General features: G+C 70.9%; 17 protein-coding genes and 1 pseudogene. 13 read left to right on the forward strand and 5 right to left on the reverse strand.

All coding sequences use genetic code 11. The features are described from left to right. Positions 1-16: 16 nt before the first annotated feature. The gene (locus AAF430_05975) at positions 17-952 is read right to left on the reverse strand and encodes an ATP-binding protein (protein ID MEM7409760.1); all 936 of its coding nucleotides are present in this window, start codon (positions 950-952) and stop codon (positions 17-19) included. Between AAF430_05975 and AAF430_05980 the strand changes: the two genes are divergently transcribed. Next, entirely contained in the window at positions 951-3,329 is a 2,379-nt protein-coding gene (locus AAF430_05980) for a TIM-barrel domain-containing protein (protein ID MEM7409761.1), read from the forward strand. The genes AAF430_05975 and AAF430_05980 overlap by 2 nt on opposite strands. After that, entirely contained in the window at positions 3,326-3,526 is a 201-nt protein-coding gene (locus AAF430_05985) for a hypothetical protein (protein MEM7409762.1), read from the forward strand. The genes AAF430_05980 and AAF430_05985 overlap by 4 nt, the downstream gene beginning before the upstream one ends. Here AAF430_05985 and AAF430_05990 read toward each other — a convergent pair. Further along, complete coding sequence (locus AAF430_05990; GenBank protein ID MEM7409763.1) at positions 3,523-4,158, reverse strand: CoA pyrophosphatase; 636 nt, start codon at positions 4,156-4,158, stop codon at positions 3,523-3,525. The two genes, AAF430_05985 and AAF430_05990, sit on opposite strands and share 4 nt — an antisense overlap. An 82-nt stretch (positions 4,159-4,240) precedes the next feature. Between AAF430_05990 and AAF430_05995 the strand changes: the two genes are divergently transcribed. Both AAF430_05995 and AAF430_06000 read left to right on the forward strand, forming a co-directional pair. Continuing rightward, complete coding sequence (locus AAF430_05995; GenBank protein ID MEM7409764.1) at positions 4,241-5,380, forward strand: DUF6178 family protein; 1,140 nt, start codon at positions 4,241-4,243, stop codon at positions 5,378-5,380. After that, positions 5,377-6,984, forward strand: coding sequence for a CocE/NonD family hydrolase (locus AAF430_06000; protein MEM7409765.1), 1,608 nt, complete (start codon positions 5,377-5,379; stop codon positions 6,982-6,984). The genes AAF430_05995 and AAF430_06000 overlap by 4 nt, the downstream gene beginning before the upstream one ends. A gap of 138 nt (positions 6,985-7,122) precedes the next feature. Here the strand turns inward: AAF430_06000 and AAF430_06005 are convergent, their stop codons facing one another. Continuing rightward, the gene (locus AAF430_06005) at positions 7,123-7,332 is read right to left on the reverse strand and encodes a hypothetical protein (GenBank protein MEM7409766.1); all 210 of its coding nucleotides are present in this window, start codon (positions 7,330-7,332) and stop codon (positions 7,123-7,125) included. A 287-nt stretch (positions 7,333-7,619) separates the two neighbouring features. On the opposite strand from AAF430_06005, the gene AAF430_06010 reads away from it, so the two are divergent. The 6 genes and pseudogenes from AAF430_06010 (at position 7,620) to AAF430_06035 (ending at position 13,220) form a co-directional block, all read left to right on the forward strand. Continuing rightward, complete coding sequence (locus AAF430_06010; GenBank protein ID MEM7409767.1) at positions 7,620-8,441, forward strand: alpha/beta hydrolase; 822 nt, start codon at positions 7,620-7,622, stop codon at positions 8,439-8,441. Between the two features lie 64 nt (positions 8,442-8,505). Continuing rightward, positions 8,506-9,903 (forward strand): amidase, encoded by a 1,398-nt coding sequence (locus AAF430_06015; GenBank protein MEM7409768.1) that lies wholly within the window; start codon positions 8,506-8,508, stop codon positions 9,901-9,903. Between the two features lie 191 nt (positions 9,904-10,094). Then, entirely contained in the window at positions 10,095-11,117 is a 1,023-nt protein-coding gene (locus AAF430_06020) for a low specificity L-threonine aldolase (protein MEM7409769.1), read from the forward strand. A gap of 9 nt (positions 11,118-11,126) precedes the next feature. After that, positions 11,127-12,506, forward strand: coding sequence for a phosphatidylserine/phosphatidylglycerophosphate/cardiolipin synthase family protein (locus tag AAF430_06025; GenBank protein MEM7409770.1), 1,380 nt, complete (start codon positions 11,127-11,129; stop codon positions 12,504-12,506). Between the two features lie 7 nt (positions 12,507-12,513). Beyond that, positions 12,514-12,807 (forward strand): hypothetical protein, encoded by a 294-nt coding sequence (locus AAF430_06030; protein MEM7409771.1) that lies wholly within the window; start codon positions 12,514-12,516, stop codon positions 12,805-12,807. A 125-nt stretch (positions 12,808-12,932) separates the two neighbouring features. Then, positions 12,933-13,220, forward strand: a pseudogene (locus tag AAF430_06035) (ArsC family (seleno)protein). 66 nt (positions 13,221-13,286) lie between these two features. Here AAF430_06035 and AAF430_06040 read toward each other — a convergent pair. Together AAF430_06040 and AAF430_06045 are read right to left on the reverse strand one after the other, a co-directional pair. Next, positions 13,287-13,976 carry a glycosyltransferase family 2 protein gene (locus AAF430_06040; protein MEM7409772.1) on the reverse strand — a complete coding sequence of 230 codons (690 nt, stop codon included), beginning with the start codon at positions 13,974-13,976 and terminating at the stop codon, positions 13,287-13,289. A 114-nt stretch (positions 13,977-14,090) separates the two neighbouring features. Beyond that, positions 14,091-14,549 (reverse strand): DUF2255 family protein, encoded by a 459-nt coding sequence (locus AAF430_06045; GenBank protein ID MEM7409773.1) that lies wholly within the window; start codon positions 14,547-14,549, stop codon positions 14,091-14,093. Between the two features lie 74 nt (positions 14,550-14,623). Between AAF430_06045 and AAF430_06050 the strand changes: the two genes are divergently transcribed. The 3 genes from AAF430_06050 to AAF430_06060 are packed head-to-tail and all read left to right on the forward strand — an operon-like array spanning position 14,624 to position 16,572. Next, the gene (locus tag AAF430_06050) at positions 14,624-14,818 is read left to right on the forward strand and encodes a hypothetical protein (GenBank protein ID MEM7409774.1); all 195 of its coding nucleotides are present in this window, start codon (positions 14,624-14,626) and stop codon (positions 14,816-14,818) included. A gap of 40 nt (positions 14,819-14,858) precedes the next feature. Then, a complete protein-coding gene (locus AAF430_06055) occupies positions 14,859-15,674 on the forward strand; it encodes a TIGR03619 family F420-dependent LLM class oxidoreductase (GenBank protein MEM7409775.1) in 816 nt (271 codons plus the stop codon). Positions 15,675-15,708: 34 nt separating this feature from the next. After that, a complete protein-coding gene (locus tag AAF430_06060; GenBank protein MEM7409776.1) occupies positions 15,709-16,572 on the forward strand; it encodes a hypothetical protein in 864 nt (287 codons plus the stop codon). Position 16,573: the final 1 nt, after the last annotated feature.

The following is a 16,573-nucleotide window of genomic DNA, read 5'->3' on the forward strand; positions in this document are numbered from 1 at the left end:
CAGCGGCTCACCAGCGCTAGGAGCCGTCCTTCGCGCTTCCCCGCGCTCGGGCCAGGGCCTTGCGGCCCGCGAAATCGTCGATGAACTGGCGCGCCGTGCGCCCGGATCGGCTCGCCCGGCGCACGGACCAGCGCAGCGCCTCCTCCCGGATCTCTTCCCAGGGCGTGTCGAGCTCGGCGCGATCGGCGTAGTGCCGCACCACGTTCAGGTAGGCGTCCTGGTGAAGCGGGTAGAAGCCGATCACCAGACCGAAGCGGTCCGAGAGGGCCAGCCGCTCGTCGATGGTCTCGCCGACGTGGAGATCGCCGTCTTCATCGAGCCGGGCTCCGAGGTTGTCCGAGACCCGTTCCTGGATCAGGTGGCGACGATTGCTGGTCGCCACGATGCAGACGTGGGGCGGGGGCGCCGCCAGGCTGCCTTCGAGAGCGGCCTTCAGCTCGCGGTAGCCCGGGTCTTCGGCGTCGAAGGACAGGTCGTCGCAGAAGACCAGGAAGTGACCGGGCGCTTCGTCCAGCGCCTCGAGCAGGTCCGGCAGATCCGCGAGGTCGGCGCGCTGCAGCTCGACGGCGCGCAGCCCGCGACCGTGGTAGCGCGCGAGCAGCCCCCGCACGGCCGAGGATTTCCCGGTTCCGCGCTCCCCATGGAGCAGGACGTGGTTGAAGGGCAGCCCGGAGAGAAACTGTTCGGTGTTGTCGACCAGGCGCTGGCGGGCGGCGTCGACCCCCACCAGGTCGTCCAGGTCGAAGAGCTGGGGGCTCCGGATCGCTCGCAGGCGTCCGGCGCCGCGACGGGCGTCCCAGCGGAAGGCAATGGCCTCGCGAACGGCCGGATCGGACCAGCTGGGGCCCTGGCGGGCGGCGAGGGCCTGCTCCCCGAGCGCGAGCACCCGCTCCAATCTTTCGAGGAGCCCCTTCCAGCGCCCGGACATCACGCGCTGTAGACTGCCACCCATGATGGGGGAGCGCTACGCGGCGTCGCTGCGTGGCTATCGGTCCGAATTGATCTCCGACGCCGCCCCGGGCCGCGCCGCGGCAGGGGGAGCGGGAGCCTCCGCTTCGCGCGCCGAGGACGACGCGCAAGCGACGAGCGGTGCGCTTTCGGTGATCCGGCTGGCGCTGGGCGAAGGCGAGGGCGAACTCGCCTGGTCGCAACAGGGTTGTGTACGCCTGCGCCTCGGCGCGGCTGCGCTGCCGCGCCGGCCCGAGCAGTTCGTCGACCGAGCGGCCTGGCCCGCACTGCGTCCCAATCTTCGCGAAGCACCGACGGGCGGCTTTGCGCTCACCTCTCCCCAGCTGCGATCGCGCGTCGAAGTCGAGGCGAAGCCGTTCCGACTGCGGTTGCTGGATCGCCACGGCGACACCCTGCTCTCGCTCGGAGACTTGCGCTGGGAACAGGGAGCGACCCAACTCGCGATCGACCTCGGTCCGGGCGACGCGGTATACGGGCTGGCCGACGCCGGCGCCAAGGGCAACCTCCGAGGGACCCGGGTCGAGACCGGCGGGACGCGCGGCGCCGGGTCGACTCCGCGCTTCTCCACGCCCTTCGTCTGGATCCTGCGCGGCGAGCCCCATCGCGGGAACGCCTGCGGGCTCCTGGTCGACGGGTTCGCACCGTGTCGCTTCGACATCGGGAGCGAGCGCCCGGACATCCTCGAGCTACACGCCTCCGCGGGCCTGGACCTCTTGCTGCTGCCCGGCCCGACCCCCGCCGACGTCCTCACCCAGCTCGCCGACCGGGTCGGACACTGCCCCCTGCCTCCGCGCTGGGCCCTCGGCCCCCAGCTCGTGTGCGGGCCCAAGGAAGCCCGGGCGGTGAGCCGGCACTCGCCGGAGATCCCGCCGACCGGGATCCACATCCGGCTGGGCGAGAAGCCGCGCTGGTCGAGACGCGAATGGCCCCGCGCCGAAGAGATCGCCGCGCAGCTGTCGCGCCGGGGCATCCACGCGGTCGCCGAGCTGCCCTCGACCCTGTCCGTCGACCCGATGGACCCGCGCTATCGGGAAGGCCTGGCCGAGAACGCCTTCGCCCTGGCCGACGACGGCGCGCCCTTCGTCGGTGGCTCGCGACAGCGCCGCGCGGTCGCGCCCGACCTCAACCGCTCCGATGTCCAGCAGTGGTGGACCCGGCATCACCGCCGACTCCTCACCGCCGGCGTCGACGGCCTGTGGACCGAAGCCGCCCTCGACGACTGGCAAGCGCAGGGCGTGCCGCGCTTCGCCGATCCGACCCAGCCCGATGTGCGCATCGCGGGCGATGCCCTGCCCGACCTCGTCGGGCATCAGCAGGTGCGTGCCGCGCGCTGGGTCGTGGAGAGTGAGCGCCCCGAACAGCGCGGCTTCACGCTGACGAGCCGCGGTGGCGTCGGTGCCCAGCGCTTGGCCGGTGCCCTGCTCCCGGTCGGACCGGCGTCGTGGTCGACCCTGGAGCGCGTCGTTCCCCAGCTCCTCGGACTCTCGATGTCGGGACTGGCGCTCTGTGGCGCCGAGATCGGCGGCGCGAGCGGACGCTGTGGTCCCGAACTCTACGCGCGTTGGGTGCAGCTCGGAGCCCTGCAGCCCCTGGCCCGGACGCGGCTGGGCGCGGAGCCGCGCGGGTCGGGAACCGCGCGACTGCAACAGATCGTGCGCGGTGCCTGGGGGCTGCGCCAGCGACTGCTGCCCTACCTCGAAGCCTGCGTTCGCGAGGCCTGCGAGAGCGGTACGCCGGTCTGGCGATCAATGGCCTACGCCTTCCCCGCCGAAGAAAGCGTGCGCGACGTCGACGACCAGTTCCTGCTAGGTCCGTCGCTCCTGATCGCGCCGGTCGTGACAGCCGGTGCGCGTTGGCGCGAAGTCGTGCTTCCGCCGGGCACCTGGTTCGACGGTCATGACGACGCGATGTACCGGGGACCGCGGCGTGTGCGCATCGCGGCGCCGCTCGATCGGATTCCGTTCTTCGTGCGCGCGGGCAGCGTGCTGCCCACCTGGAACGAACATCGCGGCGCGCGCCTCGAGGTCTTCCCGGGTGCGGATTCCGCCTTCGATTGGGTCGAGGACGACGGGCTGCATCTCGACGCCGCGTCCCGCTCGGTCGTCCCGATTCACCTGTTCGCGAACGTGGGCGGCCGGCTGCGCCTCGACCTCGGCAGTCGGAGTGGAAAGCCCCAGACACCGCGGACGCTCCAGGTGCGCTTCCGGGGCTGCCCCTGCGCCGACGAAGTCCAGCTCGACGGCGAACCCCTGCGCGAGACCGAGAGCGTTCCCGGTTGGCTGAGCAAGGGCGGACGACTGCTGGTGTCGTTGCGCGATGAGGGCCGCGGCGCCGGCCTCGAGATCGCACCGGCGCCGTGACCACTTCGGATGCGGAGCGCGTCGGCCTCTGCGCCGCGTGCGCCCACGCCATCCGCCAACGCAGCGCGAAGGGCCAGGCGTTCTGGCGCTGCCGCCAGAGCGACGTGGACCCACGCCTGCTCCGCTATCCACCGCTGCCGGTGCTGGCCTGCCGGGCGCATCGTCCCGGCACGCCCGAGGAGCGCGGCGAGCGCTAGCGCTCTCTTTCGAGCTCGCGCGAGTAGGCGCGCATCTGCTCGGTCCAGCGATCGGGGAGCGGCGAGGCGATCGCGTGGAAGAATGACTCGAGAAAGCTGTACGTCAGCCCCCAGACCACGTGTCGATCGGGCTCCCCGACCAGGATCCCGGGAAACTCGAGCTCGCCATGGGTGGCGTACTGCACGTGGCGCGCCGGATCGAGCAGGCCGTGCACCGGGAACCAGAAGGCTTCCTGCACTTCGTGGTTGATCTGGAGTCGCCCGGGCTGCTCGACGTGAAAGACGTAGGCCGAGATCACGAGGGCCGGGTGCCGCACCGGGTTGCCCTGCTTGTCGTCGAGTCGGCCGAGCAGCTCGGCCCCGTCGAGGCGCAGCCCCACCTCTTCGTGGGTCTCGCGCATGGCGGCGCCCTGCCCGCCCGGGTCCGACGCCTCGACGCCACCGCCGGGAAACGCCATGTGGCCCGACCACGGGTCGCCTTCGTGTCGCGCCCGCTCGATGAACAGCACTTCGGCGCCCGCCTCGCCCTCGGTCAGGACCATCGCCACGGCGGCGTGTCGGACCTGGTCGACCGACAGGACGGTCGGCTCGTGGTCCACCAGGGAGGTCCGGATCGCGTCTACGGCGAGCACGCGGGGAGCATAGCCGCAGCCGCGCGGGCCCGGGGGCGGGGCCGGGAGCGGGAATCCGCCGCGTTGCTACGCTGCGCGAGCGATGGATCCGGTCGCGGTTACGCACCAGGCATCTCGCCAGCTGCTGCAACTCGCGCGACGCGACAAAGCGGCCGCCGAAGAGGCGCTCGCGAAGCTGCCGCTCGAAGCTCAGCTCGCGCTCGTCTGCGAAGCGCCTCTGGCGGATCGCGCCCTGCTGCTCGGCATGGTCGCGGAGCCCGAGAAGCTCGTCCCGGCGCTGCCGCCGGCGGAGCTCTGCTTCACGGTGAAGGCCATCGGGCTCGCCGACGCGGGCTGGCTGCTGGAGCACGCAACACCGGATCAGACCGTGGCCGCCGTCGACCTCGACGCCTGGAACGGCACCGAGCTGGACGTCGCCTCGGTCGACGGCTGGCTCGGGGCGATCGCGCGGATCCCCACGGCCGTGGCCTTGCGCAACCTCGAGTCCCTCGACGCCGAGGTGCTGCACCTGACGCTCGCGCACCGCATCGGCGTCGTACAGAAGCCCGACGACGCCGAGGGATGGTCGCCGCCCGAGGGTGCTCAGACCCTCGAAGGCGCCTTCCACTACTGGGCCCGCCACGACGACGACGACCTCGCCGACGTCACGACACTCCTGCGGACGCTCTTCGAAGGCGCCTACTGGAGCTACTTCCGTTTGATGCAGAGCCTGCTCTGGGAACTCAAGTCCGACACCGAGGAATGGGCGCTGCGCTGGCGGACGGGCCGGCTCGAAGACCTGGGCTTCCCGAGCTGGGACGACGCCATGCGGATCTACCGCTTCCTGCCGCCGGCCCAGCGCAATGACCTGCCCCCGATCGCCGAACCCTTCGACGTGGAGGCCTGGCGGCTGCCGGTGTGGCTGCCTCAGCTGCCGCGCGTCGGTGGCGTCGGCGATCGCCTCTTCGAAGCCCTGGCGAGCCTCGAAGACGACGAGCGTCGCGGCGCCTTCTTCGCGTTCGTGGCGCTCGCGAACCGCGTGGCCGTCGCCGACCGCCTCTCGCTCGGCGACGCCGAGTCGACCCCTCAGGCGATTGCCAAGGCCGCGCGCTTCGCGGCCGAGGGGCTCGCCCATCTGGCCAACGAACACGGACTCTCCGACGGGGAAGTGCTGCGCCGCGTGACGCTCGAGCGCCTGTTCCGGGTCGGTGCCAATCTCGACCCGGAGGTCGCGCGTCCTTGAAACTCGCCGAACGCATCGTGCGCCGCTGGAAGGGACTGCCCCCGGCGCGCTGCGAGGTAGAGGCGAGCCGCGTCTGGGTTCCGGCGACCGATGGCGCCCGACTCGCCACCGAGATCCTGCGCCCGAAAGGCAGCCCCGCGCGCGGGGTGGTGCTGGTGCGCAGCGAGCGCGTCGGTGCCCATCCAGTCGCGACCCTCGCGCGCTGGCTCGCCGAAGACGGCCGCACGGTCGTGCTTCAGCAGTGTCGCGGTCGCGGCGACTCGGAGGGAAAGTTCCGGCCCTTCCTAGACGAAGCCGACGATGCGCTCGCCACCCTCGCGTGGCTCGACGGAGAGGCGAGCCTCGCCGGACCTCCCGTGCTCTTCGGCCTGGGCTACTCGGCCTGGACCGCCTGGTCCGCGAGTGCCGCGGCCACCGAGCGCGGCACGCCGATCGCGGGGATCGCCGCCGGCTTCGGAGCCCGCGATCCCTACGCCTGGCTCTACCCCGGCGGCGTCCTGCAACAGGAAGCCGCGCTCGCGCTCGCCGCGCGACTCGACGGCCGCAACGGACACGAACCCGATGCCCTCGACTGGGAACGCGCCGCCCGCGCATTCGACACGGCCTGCGACCGGGTCGCGCTGCGCGAGCTCGAGGCCTACCGCGAGTGGATCGACCACCCACGACCCGACGACTACTGGCGCGCGCGCACCCCCGCCGCGCCGGCGGCGACGATCCCGCGCCTCTACGTCTCGGGCTGGTTCGACCCGAGCCTTCCAGCGCTGCTCGCAGAGCCGTCCCCGGGCAAGGGAGAGGAGGTGCGGGTCTGCCTCGGCCCCTGGGGCCCGACCGCACTGGCCCGCCGCGATCGCGAGGGGAAGACGGATCCCCTCGGTGTGGTGGGCGAGAGCCTGCTCGCGTTCGTCGCGCGGGTCGTCGGTGCTGCAGAGACGCGACCCGCTCCGGCGCGCGTCTTCGTGGTCGGCGAGGGCTGGCGCGAGTTCGCGGATTGGCCGCCGGCGGCTGCCGAGACGCGCACGCTCCGTTTCGGTGCCTCCGACCCGGGAGAAGCGGGCGATGCGGGCGATGCGGGCGATGGGGTGTTGCAGACGGAGCCGGCGGCGGAATCGACGCACTTCGACTTCGTGCACGATCCCGCGGCGCCACCGCCCGCCTGCGGAGGCGTCTCGTATTCCCAGCCGTGCGGTCCGGCGAGCCTCGATCGCGTCGGGGAGCGCGGCGACGTGCTCACCTTCACCGGCCCGCCGCTCACCGAGCCGTGGGTGCTGGTCGGACCGGTCGAGGCCACGCTCTTCGTCGAGGCGCGAGATCCCGAAGCGCCGTGGTGCGTGCGTCTCGCCGCCGTCGACGCGAACGGGGAGAGCCGTTGGTTGGCCGAGGGAGTGGGACTCGAAGGCGACGAGGGACGCGTCGAGGTTTCGCTGGGTGCCGTCGGTGTGCGCGTCGCTTCGGGCGAACGGCTGCGCGTGTTGATCAGCGGTGCCTCGGTCGGGCGCTACGCGCGCGCGGAACGCCGCACGCCCGAGCCGCGCGCGCTGCACGTCGGCGCGACCGAGGCGTCGAGTCTGCGCGTACCCGTATTGGGCACGATCGGGCGCGGCTGAACCCGCCCCCCGTCGAACCGGGCTTCGCGTCGATGGGCCGAGGTGCGTCGACGGGGCGAGATGCGCCCGGGCTCGGGAACGCAAACGGGCCCGCCGGCAAACGCCAGCGGGCCCGTCGATTCGAACGTGAAGCGTCGCCTAGAGGTCGACGGCCTTCAGCGTCTTGCGCTTGTTGCCGACGGCACGCGCCTCGGCCTCAGCGATCAGGCCGCGCACGGCCTTGTCGAGGGCACCGTAGAACTCGCCGCCCACGTTGCACTTCTTGACGGCCGCCTTCGTGCGGGCCTTGGAGATGATGAGCTCCGCCGGTGCGGACTTGCGACTGGTCTTCTTCTTGCGAGCTGCCATGACGTTTCCTTTTCCTCTCGTTCTCGGTTTGCGTCGGGTGGGGGAGTGCCTTGCACTGCTCACCCACTCGCTGCGCGCCGGTTGGAACCCCCCGATGGACACGACTGCCTGCCGTGCATCGCGGCTTGGTCAGCGGCCGGAGGATAGGCGGATCCCCCGTCGGTGACAATCAGAAAACCCTCGAAATCGAGGGGGAGAGGCCGATTCTCGGGCTTCTCGGATTCCGCGTCGACGATCCGGGCGACGCGCCGCAAAGGCGCGGCGCGGAAGCTAAGCTCGGCCGCGCCATGACTGCGCGTCGCTTCGGTCGCCCCGAACTCGGCGACGTTCAACTCCACGCCTCCTTCGAAGGTCCCCCGAACGCACCGTGCGTCGTGCTCTTGCACGGGGGTGGCGCGAACCTGCACTGGTGGGACGAAATCGCCCCGGCGCTTGCGCGCGAATACCGCGTGGTGCGACTCGACTTTCGCGGACACGGCGACAGTGACTTTCCCGAAACCCGCGAAGTTGGAGCGTTTCATCGAGATCTCGAGGCGCTGTGCGCCGAGCTCGGAGAACCGCCGATGGCGCTGGTGGGACACTCGATGGGAGGGCACATCGCCCTCGACCACGCGGCGCGGCACGCCGAGGTCTGGGCGGTCGTCGCCGTCGAGGTGTCCTTCGGTTCGGCGCGCAAGGAGCGCCGACGCACCCAGCTCGCATTGGCCCTGCGGCGGTCCTACGCGACGCGCGAGGAAGCGGTCGAGCGCTACCGCTTGCTGCCGCGCTCCCCGGGCGTCCCCGAGGAGCGCCGCCGGCGCCTGGCCGAGGATTCGGTGGTCGCCCTGCCCGACGGCCGCTTCGCCTACAAGTTCGACCCCGGCTGGTTCGGGCTGCCGCCGGCCCCCCATGCGGCGCTCTCCGAGGTGGGATGCCCGACCCTGGTGATCCGGGGCGGCAAGAGCAGCCTGCTCACCGAGGAGGGCGCAGAGCAGGCCGCGGCCGCACTTCCCCGAGGCGACCTGCTGGAGATTCCCGACGCGGGGCACAACGTGCACCTCGAGTGCCCCGAACGGGTGGCGGACGCCGTCCTCGCCCACCTGCGCCCCCACGCTCCCGAGTCGTCCTGATAGGCTGAGCGGCGAGGGGCTGGCCACTTGCGATGCAGCCAGCCCGTCTTCGGGAGGATCGCAGGTGGATCTGTTGCGCCGACCGCTCACCGAACAGCTCGACGCTCTGGCGTCGGGCACGTGTTCGTGTCGTGAACTGATGGAAGCCACGCTGGCGCGCATCGACGCCACCCAGGCGAAGCTGGGTGCGTTCACCTGGGTGGCAGATCACGACGAACTGCTCGAAGCGGCGGACGCCGCCGACGCCGCGCGCAGCGGCGGACGCGCACGCCCCCTCGAAGGCATTCCGCTCGGCGTGAAGGATCTCGAGGACGTCGCAGGCGTCGTCACTTCGATGGGATCGATCCCCTTCCGCGACAACCGCGCCGAACGCGACTCGGTCCAGGTCGAACGCCTGCGCGCGGCCGGCGCGATCGTCGTCGGCAAGACCAACACCCCCGAGTTCGGCTTTACCGCGATCACGAAGAACCTGCTCTTCGGGGTCACGCACAACCCGTGGAACCTCGATCACACCCCCGGCGGTTCCTCGGGCGGCTCCTCCGCCGCGATCGCCGGCGGCGTCGTATCCCTGGCCACCGCCAGCGACGGCGGCGGCTCGGTGCGACTCCCCGCGTCGATGACGGGCTGCTTCGGCCTGAAGCCGAGCCTAGGTCGCATCCCGCACGAGACGAAGCTCTGGAGCATGGACGACACGGCGGTGTTCGGGCCGCTCACGCGCAGCGTCGAGGATGCGGCGATCCACCTCGACGAAGTGGTCGGTGCACATCCCTTCGACCCGAACTCGCTGCCCCATCCCGGACTCTCGTACCGCGAGATCCTGCCGAACCTGCCTTCGGGTCTGCGCGTCGCCTACTCGGCCGACCTCGGCTCGGCTGCGGTGCAGAGCGACATCGCCACCGTCGTGCGCGACGCCGCGCGCTTCTTCGAGCGCGGACATCAGTTCCGCGAGATCGATGGCGGTCCGCCGGCGCTCGGAAAGGCGTGGGGGCTCGGGACCTCCTTCGATCTGGCGGGCGCAATCGAGCCGCTACTCCCGGAGCGCGAAGACGACTTCGCGCGCGCCTTCTTGGTCGGGATTCGCGCCGCGCGCAAGATGACGCCGACGCTCTGGGGGGAGATTCGCCAGGAGCGCCAGGCGTTGAACCACTGGTGTGCCGATCTCTTCGATCGCTTCGATCTGCTGGTGACCCCGACGGTCCCCTTCGATCCGCCGCCGGCACGCGGCCCGTTCCCGGACAGCGTCGAGGGGCGCAGCGTGCCGCCGGCCGGCGTCGCGAGCTTCACGATCCCCTTCAACCTGTCGTGGCATCCGGCCGCCACCGTGCGCGCCGGGTTCTCGCGCGCCGGCCTCCCGGTCGGTCTCCAGATCGTCGGCCCGCGTCACCGCGACGACCTGGTCCTGCAGGCGGCGTACGCCTTCGAGCAGGCCTTCCCCTGGCACGACGACTGGCCCGAGGTCTAGCGGGCATCTCGTGAACCCCTCGGTCGCCAGGCACCCGCCTGCGCGCCGATCTCTTCGTTGCGAAACCTCGCCTGGCGATGGCCTTGCCTGCGGTCTCGCTCCTCGACCTCGGGCCGGATTCGGGGCCCAGACTCGGTCGGGGCTCATGAGACGCCCGCTAGCCGTCCCCGCCTCGCGGTACACTGCCGCTCATGCGGACGATCGACCTGCGCAGCGACACGGTGACCCGACCCACCGACGCCATGCGCGAGGCGATCGCCAAGGCGCCGGTGGGCGACGACGTGTACGGCGAGGACCCGACCGTCGCGGCCCTGGAAGAACGCGCGGCCGCGCTCCTCGGAACCGAAGCCGCGCTCTTCGTGCCGTCGGGGAGCATGGCCAACCAGGCGGCGCTGCGAACCCTGACGCGCCCGGGCGATGTCGTGCTGGCGAGCGAAGGCGCCCACATCCTGCGCTACGAGGGCGGCGCGCCCGCGGCGCTCTGGGGCGTGCAGGTCCAGACCCTCGGGACCGGGGGCCTCTTCACGGCCGACGACGTCTGCGGCGCCGTCGGACCGAACGATGCGCACGTCGCCCCCACCCGTGTCCTCGCCTTCGAGAACACCCACAACTTCGCCGGCGGGCGCATCTTCCCCCTCGACGCGTTGCGCGCGGCCTGCGAAGCCGGACGCGAACTCGGGCTCGGCTTGCACCTCGACGGGGCGCGCCTGTGGAATGCCGTGATCGAAACCGGCGTGCCCGCGACGGATTGGGCGGCTCCCTTCGACACCGTGAGCTTCTGTCTGTCGAAGGGACTCGGCGCACCGGTCGGGTCGCTGGTGTGCGGCAGTCGCGAGCGCATTCGCGAAGTGCACCGCGCGCGGAAGCTGCTCGGCGGTGGGATGCGCCAGGCGGGCATCCTGGCCGCAGCGGGCCTGCACGCCTTGGATCACCACATCGCGCGCCTCGCCGATGACCACGCCCACGCCCGGCGTCTCGCCGAGGGTCTCGAAGCCCGCGGGATCGCCGTCGAGGGCGCTCCCGAAACCAACATCGTGATGTTCCGCGCTCGGAACACCCGCGCCTTCGCCGGCGCTCTCCGGGAGCGGTCGGTGCTCGCGAACCCGGTCGCGCCCGGCCGGTTCCGCGCCGTCACCCACCTCGACGTGTCGCGGGCCGACATCGACGAGGCGCTCGATCGAATCGAAGAAGCCCACCGCGTCGCCCACGCCTGAGGAATCATCGTGACCACCACCCCCCGCCCGCCCGCAGCCGCCCGCGCGAGCTACCCCCGGCGCCCCGGAAACGAAGTCGTCCCCTGGCTGGAGGGTGGACCGGCCTTCGCACGCATCGTGGCGGCGGTCGATGCCGCCGAGCACAGCGTCTGGGTCACCGTGGCCTTCATCGAGCGGGACGTCGTCCTTCCGGGCGGCCGCAGCTTCTTCGATGTGATCGACGCCGCCGCAGCGCGCGGTGTCGACGTGCGCGTGTTGTTCTGGCGCGAGCCCCAGCTCCAGGCACTCGACCCGGGCTCGACCCACTTCGGCGGCGACGCGACCGACCGGGCCTTCCTGCGCAGTCGCCAATCCCGGATCCGCGTCCGCTGGGACCGACTGCCCGGTGGGTTCGCGCAGCACCAGAAGAGCTGGCTCCTCGACGCGGGAACCGGTTCCGAGCTCTGTTTCGTCGGCGGCCTCAACCCGACATCCAGCTCGATGAGCGACCCGGAGTACACGGCGCTCGACGCCGGCAACGTCCACGACTGCTGCCTCGAGATTCGCGGCCCGGCCACCACCGACGTCCACCACAACTTCGTGCAGCGCTGGAACGAAGCCAGCGACGGCCAGGCGGAAGACGGGCACTGGCCCGAGGGCGAGCCGGCGGGCCCGCTCACGTTCCCCGACTTCGTGACGCCCCCCGCCGGAGACGTCGCGGTCCAGATCACGCGCACCGTCCGCGCCGGCACCTACCGAGACGACACGGCGAGCCCGGGAGCGAAGCCCTTTGCGATCGCGGAAGGCGAGCAGAGCGCGCTCGAGCAGTACGTCTCGGCGGTCGCGAGTGCCGAGCGCACCCTGTACATCGAGAATCAGGCGATCGCGTCGCCGATCTTCGTGGAGGAGATGCAGCAGGCCCTGGCGCGCGGCGTCCGGGTCGTGTGCCTGGTTCCCGGCCGGGCACATCCCGCCTTCGTGATGGCGCGCCGCGACCCGCGCGCGACTCCTTTCTTCGAGCAGCTCGCCGGACTCGCGCGCTTCGAACACTTTACCCTCGCCGCGCTCTGCCAGACGCGTGCGCCCGGCCGCTACGACGAGATCGGCATCCACGCGAAGGTGGCGATCGTCGACGACGAGTGGGCCAGCGTCGGCTCCACCAACGTCGCCGAGCGCTCCTTCCGCCACGACACCGAACTCAACGCGGCCTTCTGGCACCCGGTGCAGGCGCGGGGGCTGCGCGAATCACTGTTCGCGAATGCCCTCGGCGCGTCCGTCGCGGGCGACGGCGAGGTGGCCGCCTTCGATCGCTTCCGCGACGTCGCGCGGGCCAACCTGGACCGACGCACGCTCTGGGAACCCCTCGAAGGCCGGGCCTACGCGCTCGATCCGGCCCAGTACGGCGCCTGAGGGGGGCGTGGGCGAAGCGCGCCTGCCCGCGGACGTCCGCGCGCGACTCGGTCGCGAGTTCGCCGGGGAGAGTTTCTTCGAAGCCCTGCGCCTGCTCGAGACCCTCGGCCAACCCGGACGGGTCACGCGGGCGGTGGTGTTCCTCGCCGCGGGAAACTTCGACGACCTCCGCCTCTACGCCCGGCAAGCGGAGCGCGACTGGCGCGACGTGGTGTTCTGGGCGGAGTACCAGGACCACGAGTCCGACGCGCCTCGCCACGTGCGCTCGATGGAAGATCCGTTTCCGGACCCGATCGACTGAATCCCGGAGGAAGCCGGTTGAGTCGGGCACGCGGGCGGCTAGATTGGTCGCAACGACAGTTGGAGGTGACGATGGCCAAGAAGGTCGACTGGTACTACCACCGCAAGGGCTGAACGTCCTGCACCCGAGCGTCCAAGTTTCTGGACGCCCAAGGAATCGAGCCCGCCGAGACCGTGTCCGCCAGCAAGAAGCTGGGCAAGACGGACGCGGCCGCACTCGCGAAAGCCGCCAGCCTGGTGATCGTCGCCAAGGGCAAGAAGGTCAGCGAGTTCAAACCGGGCGGAAAGGCTTCGGCCGACGTGGTCGAAGCGATGTTGGGGCCCACGGGAAACCTGCGGGCTCCCACGCTGCGTCGCGGGAAGACGGTGATCGTCGGCTACAACGACGACGTCTTCGACGCGCAGCTCGGCTGACGTCGCTGCGGGGCTCGTCTTCGGGCGAGTCCCGCTCGGCAACCCCGAGCAGAACGGCCCGCGCGCTCAACGCCGCAGGTTGTACTTCAGGATGCACCAGACCGCGCGCACACCGTCGCGCCAGCCGATCTTCTTTCCCTCTTCGTAGGTGCGACCCGAGTAGGAGATGCCCACCTCGTAGATGCGGCAGCCGAGGCGGGCGACCTTTGCCGTGATCTCGGGCTCGAAGCCGAAGCGGTCCTCTTCGATGGTGATCTGCTGCAGCACTTCGCGTCGGAACGCCTTGTAGCAGACCTCCATGTCGGTGAGGTTCAGATCGGTGAGGATGTTCGACAGGAGCGTGAGGCCCTTGTTGACGATCGAGTGCCAGAAGTAGAGCACGCGGTGGGAGTCGCCCCCGATGAAGCGCGACCCGAACACCACGTCGGCCTTGTTCTCGAAGATCGGCTTCAGGAGCTTCGGGTACTCGCGCGGGTCGTACTCGAGATCGGCATCCTGGATCAGGACGACGTCTCCCGTCGCCGCCGCGAAGCCCGTGCGGAGGGCCGCGCCTTTCCCCTGATTGACTTCGTGCTGCAGCACGCGGTGCACGCGATCGACGAGCTTCTGCTGGATCACGTCCCAGGTGCCGTCCGTCGAGGCGTCGTCGACGAGGATCACCTCGAGATCGTCGACCTCGGACGCGAGGACCGCATCGACGAGCGTCTCGAGGGTCTTCGCCTCGTTGAAGCAGGGGACGACGACCGAGACCTTCACCGAGAGGACACCGCCGCGTCGGGGTTCGCTGATACGTCCATCTGGCACCCATTCGGCCGGGTGATGTACCGGCTGTAGTCGAGAGACAAGGGCTCCTCCGGCTGGCGCTCGGGCCTAGGAATCGCGCGGCAGCATCCGCATGATCATGGGGTTGCTGCCGCGGATCGGAGTGATCAGCACGTCCGAGAAGCCGTACTTCTCGCGGAAGGTTTCGGTCACGCGCTCGCGCAGGGACTCGTCCTCGATGAACTCGGCGCGCAGGGGGAACTCCTCGCCCTCGATGCGCAGCACCAGGGTGGGGTCGCGCTCGAGATTCTGCCCCCAGCTACTGCCGCCGGTGCGCACGAACCCCTCTCCGTCGACCACCGCGAGCCAGATCGTGGTCTCGCGCAGGGCTCCGTCCTCGTCGTGGGTGAGGACCTCGATCTCTTCGACGGCTGCGACGTCGGCCCAGTCCGGCGGCGGCGCTGCGGCGCTTTCCGCGTGGTCGCCGTGGTGCGCCGCATGGGCGGTCAGGGCGAGCGCGAGCAGGCAGGCGGCGATCGAAACGAAGGACGGGAACGAGCGGACCATGGATGGATCTCCGGCGGACGCGGACGAGCAGGATAGCCCAGGGCCTGGCCGGCACGGCGCGGTAGCCTCCCGTCATGGGAGAACCCCGGAGCGCCTGGAACGGACCCGAACCGGGCGAACGCGTGAGTGCGGTCCCGCGTTGGCTGGCCGTCGTGATGTTGGTGGTCTTCCTGGTGGCCGGGGGCTGCAGTGCCTGGCTGCTCGTCTCGGGTGACTTCGACGAAGCGAGCGGCGCCGCGCCGCCCTCCGCCACGACCGCGCCTCGGTGAGCGCTCGCACGCCCGCGCTCCGCGGCCGGAGGAGGAACGCATGAAGCTCGGTGTCGCGGTGCGCACCATGGGACCCCAGTCTCGTCGCGAGGTGCTCGAGGCCGCGGTGCGGGACGCGGAAGCCGCCGGCCTGGCCCACGTCTGGGTGCAGGACCATCTCGCGATTCCGCCTGACGACGCCGAGGGATCGGGCGGTCGTTACCTCGACCCCCTCACGACGCTCGCCTGGTTGGCAGGGCGTACCGAGCGGATCGGGCTCGGAACCGGAGTGATCAACCTGCCCTACCGCCCGCCCCTGCCCACCGCGAAAGCCATCGCGACGGTGCAAGAGCTCTCGGGCGGCAGGCTCCACCTCGGGATCGGTGTCGGCTGGATGAAGCCCGAGTTCCGGGCACTCGGCGTCCCGCGGCACGAGCGCGGGGCCCGCACGGACACCACCCTCGACTTCCTGCACCGCGCCTTCGCCGACGACGTGGTTCGGGAGAACGGGCAGGACTTCCTGTTCCTACCGCGCCCGACGCGGCCTCCGATCTACGTAGGGGGCCACGGCGAGCATGCCCTGCGCCGCGCGGCGCGCTTCGGCGATGCGTGGCTGCCGATGGGGGGATCCCCGGAAGATCTGTCCAAGGCGCGCGCGCGGCTCGGGGAACTCGCTCAGGAGGCCGGACGCCCGACTCCCCGCGTCGCCTGCATGACCGGCTTCGACCCGGATCACCCCGAGCGCGTGCCGGATCAGCTCGGAGGCCTCCGCGAGGCCGGCGTGTCCGAGCTGATCGTGGGGATGCGCTACGCGGATCTCGACGACTATCGACGCCACCTCGGGTTCCTTGCGGAGCACGTCCTGTCTGTAGTGTAATCCGGGTCCTGGGAGGGGCTTCGCGGGAGCCACCGTGACTCACCCCCGATCCCGACTTGTGCTCTTCGTCATCGCCCTCGTTCCGCTCGTGTCGGAACCGGCGGTCGCCGCTTCGATCGAGATGTCGGAAACGCTGTGTTCGCCCCAGCGGGCCTCGGTTCCGATCGACGACGTGTCCGACGCGGGAAACCCGGCGACCTGCGTCGCGCGCTTCGCGACCAACGAGATCTTCGCGACGGCAACGGCCCAGGCGGGGTTCACGCCGTTCGGCGGTCTCGCGGTCTCCTCCGCTTCCGCCGCCGGTGGCCAACCCCTCGCCCAAAGTATCCAGGGAACGGCTGCCAGCAGCTACGTCGTCGATGTCGTCCTGAGCGGTCCTGCGGCGTCGGTCTCGACCTCGTTGAACGGCTTCCTCGACGTGCAGACGCTGACGGGCAGCGGACAACCCGGCCTCGCCTCCGTGTTCTTCGACATGGGTCTGGTCGGAGCGCAAAGCGCCCTCTTCTATCAGGAAGGCTGCCTGAATCGCGCCTCGTGCGCCGGCATCGTCAGCAGCCGGAGCGAGCTACTTCCGGTCGGTGTCCCCCTGTCGATTCAGGTTCGATTGATCGGGGTCGCCCTGACGGGCATCCTGGGGCAGCCGGGGAACTCCACCGTGGCGGTCACCGCCTTCGCCCACCCGGATCTCGACGCGGTCTTCGACCTGCCCGCCGGCTTCACTGCCAACTCCACCGACGGCAGCATCGTCGACAACCGCTGGATGGGATCGGTCGCGGAGCTCGAAGCCCTGGCCGGGTCGATCGCCGTCGATCCGATCGTCATCCCCGAGCCCTCGACCGGCGCGCTGGTTGCACTCGGGGTGGCGCTGCTCGGGGCCCGGAGCCGGCTGCGGCGCTGAG

The organism is Myxococcota bacterium (genome assembly GCA_039030075.1).
Lineage (GTDB): Bacteria > Myxococcota_A > UBA9160 > UBA9160 > SMWR01 > JAHEJV01.